Below are 12,783 nucleotides of genomic sequence, written 5' to 3' on the forward strand. Positions count from 1 at the left end.
CCTTAATCGAGGATATCGTCGAGGGCACTCTTGATACGGTCGGTCACCGACTTCTTACCGGAAGCGACGTCATCGCCCATCTCATCGGCAAAAGCACGGAGCAGCTCGCGTTGCTTATTGGAAAGATTGGTGGGAACGACCACGCGCAGTTGCACGATCAGGCGGCCACGCGAACCGCCACCGCCAATGCGCGGCATGCCGTAATTATTAACGCTCACGGTGTCGCCGTACTGGGCGCCGGCGGGAACCGTCACCTTAACGACCTCGTCGGGCATAATGCCCTCGACCTCGATCTCGCAGCCGAGCGCAGCCTGCGCAATCGAGATATCGCTTACCAGGTACAGGTCGTCACCGTTGCGCTTAAAGCGCTCATGGTCGGCAACGCGCACGTTGACAATCAGGTCGCCCGAAGGCTCGCCGCGAAGGCCGGCCTCGCCAAAGCCGCTCACACGCAGCTGGCGACCAGTCGAAACGCCGGCGGGAATATCGATGTCGATCTTTTCGTGCGAAGGCGTGCGGCCCTGACCGTCGCAGGTCTCGCAGGGATGGTCGATAACCGTGCCCTCGCCATGGCAGTCGGGACAAGGCGAGGAAGACTGAACCTGGCCCAAAAACGATCGCTGAACCGTCGTGACGTAGCCCGTACCGTGGCAGCGACTGCATTGCTTTTCCTGTGCACCCTCGGCCCTACCGGTACCGTTGCAGTCCTCGCAGGGAGCAAGGCGATCATAGCTGATTGTCTTTTTGCAGCCGAGCGCCGCCTCCTCGAGCGTCACCGAAAGCGAGATGGCCATGTCACGTCCGCGACGACGCTCACGACGGCTGCGGGCGCCACCACCGGCGCCACCGCCAAAGAACGACGAGAACAGGTCGTCCATGCCCATGCCACCAAAGATATCGTTGATGTCGACATAGCCAGAGCCACCGGGGCCGTCCGCGGTGCCGTAACGGTCGTAGTTAGCACGTTTCTGCTCATCGGAAAGAACGGAATAGGCCTCGTTGAGCTCCTTGAACTTGGCCTCGGCCTCGGGGTCGTCCGAAACATCCGGATGTACGGTACGGGCTTTCTTTAGAAACGCACGCTTAATCGTCCGCGCGTCGGCATCCCTGTCGACGCCAAGCACCTCGTAGTAATCCCTATTTTCCGACACGACCGAATCCTTCCGACTTTCATTATTGTCACAGTGCGTCCTATACCCAAGCTGGGCCGACCGCAAACAGAGGGTTTGATGTTATTGCATTTGGTACGGCGAAAGCATGGCCCGTTGCGAGCAGCTCGCGAACCAAACCGACACGAGCGCAAACATGAAGCCGTTGGCAAAGCCGTTGGCAAACTGCATCGCACCGCGCTTCCACCACAGCAGGCTGCGATGAAGCACACCGTCCGAAAGCACCATGAACAGGCCCATGGTAAAGGGGATAAAGCACATCACGGCAAAGGCCGAGAACACGCCCGAGATGGCCGACAGCACCAAAAACGGAGCCACGATGCCCATCAGGTAAAAACCGGTACGAGCTTTGCCTTCCAAGCGCTCGGCCTCAACATGGGCGCGACCGACCAGGTCGCCGCCCGCGGCACCATTGGTGCCAGCATGACCCATGCCGCTAATGCGGACCTCGTCGCCATCGTGCGTGCCGGCAGGAAACTCAATCGTCTGCTCGGAGGTTACGCGAGTACGACCGCTGCCACCGCAATCAGGGCAGGGATCGGCCACAACCTTACCGGAACCGCCGCACTCGGGGCAGACCGACTGGAATGTGCCCGCACCAAACAGGAAGGACAGGTCGACGTCGATGTGGCCGCGGCCACCGCAGCTCGGGCAAGTATGTGCATGCTCGGACGAAACAGAGCCCGAGCCGCCGCAGTGACCACAGGTATCGAAGCGCGTGTAGCGGACGGTCTTGCGGGCACCGCCCTTGGCCTCCTTGGCGTCGAGTTTGATATCGACGACCACGTTGGCGCCGTTCTCGGGATTGTAGGCAGCCTGGCCGCGACGCTGCTGGCCCCAGGCGCCACCAAAGGGAAAGCCGCCCTCAAAGGGATTGCCATAGCCCGTGCTGCCGGCGTAGCCGCCACCATAGGGCGAAGCCGTAGGAGCACCGGCAAAGGGATTGCCAGAACGCATGGCGTCGTAGCGCGCACGTTTTTGCTCATCCGAAAGCACGGCGTAGGCCTCGGAAACCTCTTTAAACTTTTCCTCGGCATCCGGCTCTTTATTGACGTCCGGATGGAGCTTACGGGCCTTTTGCTGGAAGGCCTTTTGAATATCACGCGAGGTAGCGTCCTTGGAGACACCCAGAATCTCGTAGTAATCTTTTTCGTTCATCGTCGCCATGCGCGGCAACCTCCTGCTCACAGCAGCGTATATATTCCGGTAATTCTACCCGAGCGGCCTAAGCTAGATCCCAAAACAGCTCGAACAGAACATTTCCATCGAGCCAGCCCAGATGGGTCGGCGCCAGACGAGCTCGAACATGGCCCGCGACGACATCTGCCGTAGTGAAGGGTCCCTCATGACCCCAAAGCGTCTCGGGCACCCAAGTGGCAAGACCTAATTCGAGCGCGCGATCGCAGGCAGCTGCCAACTCGCCCGTTGGGATGACGCAAGCTGCACGAGCCAACAGGTCGGACGCGACACCGCGCGTCATGCGACAAGCGAGCATCAAGTCTTCGGCGACAGCCTCGCGCTGCGACAGATATTCGGCCTCGAACGCCGTCGCGTCATCGTCACGTTGCACCAGACGCACGCGGTACGCATCGCCTCGAGAAGACACGCCGGGGAACAAACCTGCAAGACGGTCGAAATCCTCGTCGTCGAGCATGCCCGCGGCAGAACGACCCAGGCCCAGGTAGCCCCGTCCGGTCCAGTAGGCAATGTTATGGGCGCACTCATGGCCGTCGAGCGCGTAGCTTGCCACCTCATACGGATGATAGCCGGCCGCACCCAGGCGCTCACGTGCCGCGTCCATGCACGAAGCCTGAAAATCCTCGTCGGGCTCGAGCGACTCGTCACGGCACGCCATGCGATAGAGTGGCGTGCCCTCCTCGAGCGTGAGCGGGTAGACCGACACATGATGAGGCGCCGCCGCCAACACGCCATCGAGCGTGCTCCGCCAGCTTGCGGCCGTCTGCCCGGGAAGGCCGCACATCAGGTCGCACGACACATCGAGGCCAGCGTCCTTCACCGTCGCGATAGCCGCAAGTGCCCGATTAGCAACGTGAATGCGGCCAATAGCAGCCAGCTCGGTATTGTCGAGGGTTTGCACGCCCAGAGAGATGCGCGTGACACCCGCCTCGGCAAGCGCGGTGGCAAGCTCGGCGGTCAGCGACTCAGGATTGGCTTCGCAAGTAAATTCAACGGGCTTGCACCACATGGAGATACGACGGGCAAGTTTCACCAGGCGCTCCCCAGCCAGTGACGGCGTGCCGCCGCCAATATAGACCGTGCGGACCTGCGCAAGCGCCCCGGCGTCGCCAAAGGAATCGAGGCGCGCATACAGCTGCTCAAAATAGGAATCGAGCGCAGCATCCAAATCACACAGAGCAAAGCTGCGCGAGTCAAAGTCGCAATAGCGGCATTTTTGAGCGCAAAACGGCACGTGCACGTACAGCGCGGTAACGGCCACCCTTAAGCCTCCAGCGGATGAGCGGGCACCGACTCACCGGCGGCAAGCGCGGCCTCGCAGTCCACCACATCGCGCTCGATACCATCGACCAGAGCCATAAACTCCTCGTACGTAGAGCAACGCACCACCTGAGCGCGCCAGGCGGCGGCATGAGGCATGCCCTTTAAGTACCAGCTTGCGTACGTGCGGGCACGAGACATGAGCGGCAGAAGCTCGTGCGTCAACGTCAGGTGCTCGCGCAGAGCCTCCAGGCGCTCAACCGAGGAGCGAGAAGGAACCGGCGTGTCATCGAGTGCAAGGGCTCGGGCATCGCCGAACACCCACGGATTGCCGTAGATGCCGCGCGCGATAAACACCGCGCTGGCACCCGAGCCGTGCAGATGCTCAGCAGCGTCCTCGGCCGAGAACACATCGCCCGAACCAATCACGGGAATCTCGACAGCGTCGGCAACCTCATCGACGACCGACCAATCAGCCTGGCCCGTGTAGAGCTGCGTGGCGCAACGACCATGCACGGCGACTGCAGCAGCCCCTGCGCCCTCAAGCATCTGGGCAAACGTCGCGGCATTACGGTCCTCGGCATAAAAGCCCTTGCGGATCTTGACGGTCACGGGCACATGCGCCGCGCCCACCGTGGCCTCGACGATCTTCTCCGCCAGGTCGGGCGTGCGCATGAGCGCCGAACCCTCGCCCTTGGTAACGACCTTGCGGGCGGGGCATGCCATATTGATGTCGATGAGCGACAGGCGATCGCCAACGCGCTCCTCGACGGCGGCGACGGCGCTCGCAAACTGATCGGGCTTGGAGCCAAAGAGCTGCACGCAAATCTGCTGTTCCTCGTCGGCCGGCAGCACCAGGCGCCACGTTTTGTTGCTGGCATAGGCAAGACCCGCCACGCTCACCATCTCGCTGTAGGCAAGGTTGGCACCGCGGCGGCGACACATGATGCGATAGGCGGGGTCGGTCACGCCCGCCATGGGAGCCATAAGGAACGGCTGCTCGGCATAGGCACCCAGCAGCCGCTTGCTGTATTCAGAAAGCGCCATGGACCTACTCGTCCACCTTGAGGATCGCCATAAACGCCTCCTGCGGGACCTCGACCGAGCCGATGGCCTTCATGCGCTTCTTGCCCTCTTTCTGCTTCTCGAGCAGCTTGCGCTTACGCGAGATATCGCCGCCGTAGCACTTGGCAAGAACGTCCTTACGACGCGCCTTGACGGTGGAACGGGCGATGATCTTGTTGCCGATAGCACCCTGGATGGGCACCTCGAACAGCTGACGCGGGATGATCTCCTTGAGCTTGTCGCACAGGCCACGGGCCAGGCCATATGCCTTGTCCTTATGGACGATAAACGAAAGCGCGTCCACCTCGTCGCCCGAAAGCAAAATATCGAGCTTCACGAGCTCGGAGGGACGGTACTCGTTGAACTCGTAGTCGAGCGAGGCATAGCCCTTGGTGCGGCTCTTGAGCTGATCGAAGAAGTCCAAGATGAGCTCGGCGAGCGGCATATCGAAGCGCATCTCGACCGATTTGCTCGTCAGGTGGATCATGTCGGTTGTGACGCCGCGGTGCTCGATGGCGAGCTGCATGACGGCACCCGTGTACTCAGGCGGGCAGATGATCTTTGCCTTGAGGTAGGGTTCCTCGATACGATCGATGCGTGTGGCCTCGGGAAGGTCCTGCGGACTGCGGACATCGATCATTTCGCCGTCGGTCTTGTAGACGTGATAGTCAACCGAGGGACTCGTGGCAATGAGGTCCAGGTTGAACTCGCGCTCCAGGCGTTCCTTGACGACTTCCATGTGTAGCAGGCCCAGGAAGCCCACGCGGAAGCCAAAGCCGAGCGCCACCGAGGTCTCGGGCTCCCACACCAACGACGGGTCGTTGACGTGCAGTTTATCGAGCGCGTCACGCAGGTTCTCGTAGTCCTTGTTGTCGATCGGGAACAGGCCCGTATAGACCATGGGCTTGGCCTCGCGATAACCGGGAAGCGGCTCGGGGCAGGGGTTCGACGCCCACGTAAGGGTATCGCCCACGCGAACGGCCTCGGGATCCTTCAAACCCGTGACCACATATCCGACCTCGCCGACCGTCAGCGCGTCGACCGGGGTCTCGGCAGGACGCTTGACGCCCACGCCGTCGACCAAAAAGTCGCCCTTGGCCTGCATCATAAGCAGGGTGTCGCCCTTTTTGATGGAACCATCGAAGACGCGCACCGTAGCCACCACACCGCGATACTCGTCAAAGTACGAATCCAAAATGAGCGCTTTGAGCGGAGCGTTTGCATCGCCCTTAGGCGGCGAAATCAAAAAGACAATGGACTCCAGCAGATCGTGAATGCCCTCGCCGGTCTTGCCCGAGACGCACACAGCATCATCGGCAGGGATCGCCAGGTCATCCTCGATCTCGGTCTTAACCTCATCGGGATGGGCCGAGGGCAGGTCGATCTTGTTGATGGCCGGCACAATGTCCAGATTGGCGTTCATGGCGAGCGTCGCGTTGGAAACGGTCTGCGCCTCGACGCCCTGCGTGGCGTCGACAACGAGTACCGCGCCCTCACAGGCTGCCAGCGAGCGCGAGACCTCATAGGTAAAGTCCACGTGGCCCGGCGTATCGATCAGATTGAACTGATACGTCTCACCATCGTCGGCGTCATAGGAAACGCGGACGGCATTGGACTTGATCGTAATGCCGCGCTCGCGCTCGATATCCATGGTGTCGAGCAGCTGCGACTCCATGTCGCGCTCGTCGACGGTATGGGTGAGCTCGAGGATGCGGTCGCTGATCGTGGACTTGCCATGGTCGATGTGCGCAACAATTGAGAAGTTGCGGATGTGGGAAATGTCAATTGAAGTATTCATGCGGACTATCTTACCCGAGCGATACAAAAAATGGAGCCTGTTCCATAAAACAGGCTCCATTTATGCGCGTAATCTGTGTGGTGTGAAATTTACAACTTAGGCGTTGATGCTGTTCACGAGCTTGGCAAGACCGGACTTGCGGTTGGAAGCCTGGTTCTTGTGGATGACATGCTTAGCGGCAGCCATGTCGAGACGCTTGGTGACGGTCTTGAGGGCAGCCAGGGCCTTCTCGGCGTCGCCCTCGGCGACGGCGGACTGGACGTGCTTGGTCAGCGTCTTGAGCTCGGACTTGACAGCCTTGTTACGCATGCGAGCTGCCTCATTGGTGCGGATACGCTTCTTCTGAGACTTGATGTTTGCCACTTCTGGAGTTCCTTTCGAGTTCCTTGCAAAAAATGTATGACACCTCTGAGACACGGTGAGGTCATGCAAGCGCCTACTATAGCACGCTCCCCCTCAAAGGGATAGAACGAATTTGTCAAATAGGCAGGTATCATCACGATTTTCTCAAGATGTTCGTAATCCAGAGCAAAAGCGCAGTCTGAGAATCGGCCGAACCCTTGAGTGCGAGTTCCACATCGACCGCACCCTCGAGCGCTGCGACGAGCTCTGCCATCGAAAAGCGACGTGCCCAGGTCAGGTGATTCTTGACCTGCCAGGACTGGAGCTTGAGCGTTGCGGCCAGCTCACGACCCTGTCCGCGCGCATCGAGCGCCTTGGCGACGATCAGCTCACGGATGCGACCGCATAGCAGCGTATAGGTCCACACGTAGCTCTTGGAGGGCAGAAGCTTAAAGAGCTCGAGCGAACGCTGCATATCGCGAGCCGAGACCGCATTGAGAAAGTCCCAGGGTTGAACCTCGGCCGTACGTACGATCCAGCGCTCAACATCGGCAAGTTCAATCTGGGGCGCCTCGACCATCTGGGCAAGCTTAGCCAAATCGTTATCGAGCATGCGAGTGTTTTCACCCGAACGCGAGACGAGTTCCTCGGCGGCCGCCGCCGAGATCGACTTGCCATGCTGCGTCGCCATCTGCTGCACGCGGCGCGGCAACTCCCAGCGCTTGGTGCCGGAGCAATCGACGATAGCCTTCTTGTCGATCTTGGCGATCGCCTTATACAGGCGCGTGTTCTTGGCAAGCGAGTCGGCGATGATGAGGCAGACCGTTGTGGGACTGGGACTCGCCAGATACTCGACGAGCGGCTCCGAGACCGCCTTAGCGAGCTTTGAGCAGCCATCAAGGATTACCAAGCGAAACTCGCTGCCCATGGGAAAGGTGTTAAGCGATCCGATAATAGACTCGACATCGGGGTCCTTGGTCATGTCGCGCTCGTCGAGGTTGAACTCGACCATGCCCGTCTTTTCCAGACGCGCTTTCATACGCGAGACGGCGTGGTCGCGTTTGACGCCGTCAGTACCGACGATCAAATATGCCGGCAGCAAACCGGTTTCGGACATTGCGCTCCCCTCCCGCAGGCCTTCGTATTCGTTCCGTGTCATTCTAGCCCAGGGGCCCACCACACGCCAACGACGTCGTCACGGTCGCTGGCATCGCATCGCAAAGCCATTCGCAGTCGGCGTGACGGTAATGTCGCCGTGTTCGATAGTGCACGCGAACACACCACCCGCTTCCTTAACGGCATCGATGCAGGCATCGGACGGATGGCCGTATCGATTCCCCTCACCCGCGCTCGCGAGGGAAAGCGCGGGCTTCAGGACGCCCAGCAACTCTCCATCGACTGAAACCTTGGAGCCGTGATGCCCAAGTTTAAGGACATCGATATCCCCCACCTCCTGCGCGAATTCCCGCTCTTGATCGAGTTCGGCATCACCGGTGAGGAGTATGCGCAGGCCCTTGCCCTCCTGAACATAGGAGAGCAACAGGACAAGCGAGTCCTCATTTCCCTCGCCATCCACGGACTCGAATGGCCACATCACGCGGGCGCAAAATGAGCCGATGTCGACCGTATCCCCACGGCGCACCTGCCGATACTCCACGCCAGGTCGGTTCAATACCTCGGCAGGAGCATCCTCCAGCGCATCCGCCGCCACGGCAATCGTTCCGACCGAAAACTGTTCGAGCACGGCGGGCAGACCACCCCAGTGGTCCTCATCCCAATGCGTCACAAAGACGGCATCGATATGGTGCACGTTATTGCGAACCAACGCCGCCACCACACGCTCGTCGAGCCCACAGTCGACAAGCGCTACTGCGCCGCCCTGGCGGATAAGAATCGCATCGGCCTGGCCCACATCGAGCACCGTCACCGAAGGCGGAGCAAATCGATCCCAATAGACGTACGGAATCGCAGCCAAGAGCATCAGGCATGCAAGCCCCACCGCCATAGGACGTGCACGGGGACGCGGCCACCAGACCAGCAGAACCGCCAGGAACCACGGCACTAGGTAAATCCACACGCTATCGGGCGGCACGCTCACGGATGCACCCGGCATGGCAGCAAACAGCTGCTCGAAGAACAGCGCGCAACGGGCGGCAATCATGGGTACAACGAGCGCCCAAGTCCGCAACGGTCCCACGAGCGAAAAGGGAACTAGCACGATCGACACAGCAAGCAGTACGCTCACCACCGGACCGATGACCGCATTTGCCAGCGGAGCAATGAGCGAGAACGTACCGAAGGCAGGAATGGTAATGGGGAGCGTCGCCAACTGCGAGCACAGCGTGACGGAAAGCATGCTGGCAACGCCCGATGGCACACCCAGCTCACCCAAAGCGTAGGTCGCATAGGGGCAAAAGCACAGGATGGCAAAGACACTGGCGCATGAAAGCTGAAAGCCCATCTCGAACAGCACCGACGGCCGCAGTAGCACAAAGATGGACATGGTTACGAAGAGTGCCGAAAGGCCGTGCCGGCGACGCCCCGCGCCGTTTACGACAAGCGTCGCTGACACCATGCAGCACGCGCGCACGGCCGAGGGAGAGGCGCCCGTAAAGGCAGCGTAACCCACAAGCGCTATCGCCAATATCGCCCGCTGAAGGCCACGTGAGCACCGAGTCTTTTGCAATACACCTTCGATTACAAACCCCACGATAGCCAAATGGCTGCCCGAGACGGCAATAAGATGCGCCGTTCCCGTCACCGAAAACCAGTCGCCCGCCGGCTGGGCGCGCAGCTCGGCCGAACGACCGCAGACGACACCGGCTATGAGCGCACGCGCCGGGTCGGTCGCAGGCGCGATGGACGCAAGCAGCCCATTTCTCAACCGAAGCAGCGGCACCGGAGAGCCCTCATCGACCGACACGACTCGAACGGCTTTAACCTTGCGCACCTCGCCTCGGAGCACACGCGATCGTCCATATGCATCGTTCTCAAAACGTGAAACGCGACCGATAACACGCACGTGTGCCCCGACCTTGAGCTCACGATCACACGATAGGCGAACCGTTGCCAAGTACTTGCCGTCCGCGCGTGCCTCGCAGGTATAGAAATACATGTCGTCGTTTATGGATGGGTCACCCTGCACGACAAACTCGAGACTGCTTGCCGCTCGACCGTCGAGCGTCTTCGCGGCACTGAGCACACCCACGGCCCACCACGCCGAGACGACCGCACCCGCTACGAGGCCGACGGACGCGCCATACAGCCACCGCTTCAAAGGGACAAGCCGCGCACAAGATTGAGCCAGCAGAACGAATACCGCCGCCGCAACGGGAATGGCCCATAGCGGCCCGACCGCCGTCGCCCGCTCCGTCAGCAGCGCATCAGCGGCCATGTTGAGCACCAGGGCGCAGCTCATGCACAGGCCGGCACACAGGGCCATCGTCCACGGAATCAGGGGTCGCGGAGGCATCACGTGCTCGCGCTCGGTCGCACTCATACGCAGATGCAATCTTTGATTTTGGCAAGCTTCTTCTCGCCGATTCCCGACACACGCATCAGATCGTCAACCGAGGCAAAAGCACCGTTCTTTGTCCGCTCATCGATAATCGACTGGGCCATGGAGGGGCCGATGCCCGAGAGCGTCTGCAGCTCTGCCGCGCTTGCCGTATTGATGTTTACTAGGCCTGTGGCGCCACTCACGCCCGATGATGCGGAAGCCCCACCATCAACACCGGCTTCCGCAATGGACGCCTGCTGCTCCCCTACCGTTGGAACGTGAATTTTTTGTCCATCAGCGACCTTGGATGCACGATTAAGCCCCGTAACGTCTGCTTCGGGCGCCAGCCCGCCGGCAGCATCAATCGCCTGAGCCACCCGCGCCCCGTCTTTGAGGCGATATACACCGGGCGACACAACGGCGCCATCAACATCGACATAAACCTCTGCCGCGGCAGATGCCTTAGACGAAGAGCCTTCGGATGTCTTTCCGCTCGAGGCATCGCCGGATCCCGGATCCACCAACGAACCCGAACCATCAGTGCGCTCAAACGACACACCGCCGGCACCGCCGCCAAGGTTCGCCATCGCCAGTCCACTCGCCATCGCAATGACGACCAGTATCGTCATCACCACTGCCTTATGACCGAGCAGTTTGCCCGCCCAGCGATCCATCTTTTTGACTCGTTCGTGCTGTTCGCGCTGCGCCATAGCAAAACCTCCCAACACCATCGTGTCAGGAAAGGAGCCCCACAACAGCCACGCCCCAAAACCGGTTTTTGCGGTCAAACCAAAAGCTGACCAAAACCTTGCGAAATAATGTCCATTTATTCAGGCACACGTCGACAAATGAACACTTAGTCGCAAAATGCCCAGATAGCAAAAGACCGACGATACAGGCGCATCGTCGGTCTATGCACAAATTTACTCGTGATCTTGGTAAATCTCACGCGGAGCAAGCTCCGAATGTTTGCGTTTTAAGGTCTTAGGGGCCTTATATGTGTTGCTCTCGAAGTCGATGTACTCGGTCTGCTTGAGCAGGCGCTCAATCATCTCCTCGTGATCAAACAGTTCCCAGGCCTCATGCACGGCATCGAGTTTAGCGTGCGTCTCGGGACGGCGCGGCATAAACAGCGTGCAGCAGTCGGGAGCGGCCTCAGTCGAGATATCGAACGTACCGATCTCCTCGGCGCGCGCGATGATCTCCTGCTTGTCCGAACCGATGAGAGGACGGAACACGGGGATCTTCACGGCCTCGTTGACGGCCATGATGTTCTCAAGCGTTTGGGAGGCAACCTGTCCAAGCGATTCGCCCGTAACGATGGCCTTGGCACCCTCGATGTGTGCAATGCGCTCAGCAACCGAATACATAATGCGGCGATACATGATCACGCGCAGGTTGCTGGGACAGGTGACCGAAATCTCACGCTGGCAGTCGCCAAACGGCACCACGTACAGGCGGCCGATCTGGACACCCGGCTCAAGCGCACGGATGATGTCCTGCACCAAATACTCACTCGTATCAGGCGTCTGCGGACGACCGGAGAAATGTACCGGCACGCAAACCGCGCCGCGGCGCGCGAGCATCCAGGTCGCCACCGGAGAATCGATACCCGAGGACAGCAGCGTCACGACCTTGCCGGCAGAACCCACCGGCAGACCGCCCACACCGCGCTCGGAGCGTGCGTACACGTAAACGCTACCCTGGACCACCAGTACGTGCACCATTGCATCAGGGTCGTGCATTTGAACCTTTTTATCGGGGAAGGCCTCACACAGCACCTCGCCCACCTGACGATTGATATCGATCGAGGTGAGCTCATAGTCGGTATTGGAGCGCTTGGCGTGCACCTTAAACGAATCGAAGGAACCAAACTCGCGCAGCGCCTTCACGGCGGCGGCGCAGTACTCCTGCGGGTCGCGGTTGGTGTGATACGCCAAAGACACACGGGCAACGCCGGGGACGGTGCGGATGACACGCGCCGCCTCGTCGGCCTGATGCTCGTTAAAGGTCACGAGGATATAACCGGAAATTCGAGACACGGCGTTCACGGAAAAGGCGGCCAAGGCCGCCTTAATGTTATCCATGAGGATATGCTCAAAATGTGCGCGGTTCTTGCCCTTCAGTCCAACCTCGTGATAGTGGACTAGGCAGACGCGAGCCGCCATTTAGGCTTCAGCAACCTTGTGGCCGAGCGCCTTCTCGTAACGGGCCTCGTCGTAAGAGATGTCGCCGTCGACAATCTCGTCCATAGCCATCGAGATGGTATCGGCACCGGAAAGCCCGATGGTGATGTCATCGACATCCTGGACGGCAAGCACGCGGTTGTGCTGGCCACGCAGCATGCTATTGATGTCGCAGGCGCGCTTGGAGGCAAGCGAAGCGAGCAGGAAGCGGTTATGATCGGTCTTCTCCAGAAGATCGTCAATACAAGGCTTTACAACGGACACGGA

The 12,783-nt window shown here is 60.2% G+C and carries 11 protein-coding genes; all 11 read right to left on the bottom strand.

The features are described from left to right. Positions 1-2: 2 nt before the first annotated feature. The 11 genes from dnaJ to I2H81_RS06220 all read right to left on the bottom strand — a co-directional run bounded on the left by dnaJ (position 3) and on the right by I2H81_RS06220 (position 12,780). Entirely contained in the window at positions 3-1,151 is a 1,149-nt protein-coding gene (gene dnaJ, locus I2H81_RS06170) for a molecular chaperone DnaJ (protein ID WP_117635252.1), read from the bottom strand. Positions 1,152-1,232: 81 nt separating this feature from the next. Continuing rightward, the gene (locus tag I2H81_RS06175) at positions 1,233-2,336 is read right to left on the bottom strand and encodes a DnaJ domain-containing protein (RefSeq protein ID WP_195644942.1); all 1,104 of its coding nucleotides are present in this window, start codon (positions 2,334-2,336) and stop codon (positions 1,233-1,235) included. 58 nt (positions 2,337-2,394) lie between these two features. Beyond that, the gene (hemW, locus tag I2H81_RS06180; RefSeq protein WP_195644943.1) at positions 2,395-3,627 is read right to left on the bottom strand and encodes a radical SAM family heme chaperone HemW; all 1,233 of its coding nucleotides are present in this window, start codon (positions 3,625-3,627) and stop codon (positions 2,395-2,397) included. Between the two features lie 2 nt (positions 3,628-3,629). Beyond that, positions 3,630-4,673: a tRNA dihydrouridine synthase DusB gene (gene dusB, locus I2H81_RS06185; protein ID WP_195644944.1), complete on the bottom strand. Its 1,044-nt coding sequence runs from the start codon at positions 4,671-4,673 to the stop codon at positions 3,630-3,632. Between the two features lie 4 nt (positions 4,674-4,677). After that, complete coding sequence (gene lepA / locus I2H81_RS06190; protein ID WP_117776228.1) at positions 4,678-6,489, bottom strand: translation elongation factor 4; 1,812 nt, start codon at positions 6,487-6,489, stop codon at positions 4,678-4,680. A 96-nt stretch (positions 6,490-6,585) separates the two neighbouring features. Next, entirely contained in the window at positions 6,586-6,852 is a 267-nt protein-coding gene (rpsT, locus tag I2H81_RS06195) for a 30S ribosomal protein S20 (protein ID WP_195644945.1), read from the bottom strand. A 133-nt stretch (positions 6,853-6,985) separates the two neighbouring features. Next, a complete protein-coding gene (gene holA, locus I2H81_RS06200; protein ID WP_195644946.1) occupies positions 6,986-7,948 on the bottom strand; it encodes a DNA polymerase III subunit delta in 963 nt (320 codons plus the stop codon). Between the two features lie 78 nt (positions 7,949-8,026). Next, entirely contained in the window at positions 8,027-10,330 is a 2,304-nt protein-coding gene (locus I2H81_RS06205; protein ID WP_195644947.1) for a DNA internalization-related competence protein ComEC/Rec2, read from the bottom strand. Then, entirely contained in the window at positions 10,327-11,040 is a 714-nt protein-coding gene (locus tag I2H81_RS06210) for a ComEA family DNA-binding protein (protein ID WP_195644948.1), read from the bottom strand. Before I2H81_RS06210 ends, I2H81_RS06205 begins: the two co-directional genes overlap by 4 nt. 213 nt (positions 11,041-11,253) lie before the next feature. Continuing rightward, complete coding sequence (gene thiI, locus I2H81_RS06215) at positions 11,254-12,498, bottom strand: tRNA uracil 4-sulfurtransferase ThiI (protein WP_006235944.1); 1,245 nt, start codon at positions 12,496-12,498, stop codon at positions 11,254-11,256. After that, positions 12,499-12,780 carry a DNA-directed RNA polymerase subunit omega gene (locus tag I2H81_RS06220; RefSeq protein ID WP_035138532.1) on the bottom strand — a complete coding sequence of 94 codons (282 nt, stop codon included), beginning with the start codon at positions 12,778-12,780 and terminating at the stop codon, positions 12,499-12,501. It lies immediately after the preceding gene. Between the last annotated feature and the right edge of the window lie 3 nt (positions 12,781-12,783).

Source organism: Collinsella aerofaciens, from assembly GCF_015561195.1.
In the GTDB taxonomy this organism is placed as follows: Bacteria; Actinomycetota; Coriobacteriia; order Coriobacteriales; family Coriobacteriaceae; genus Collinsella; species Collinsella aerofaciens_AC.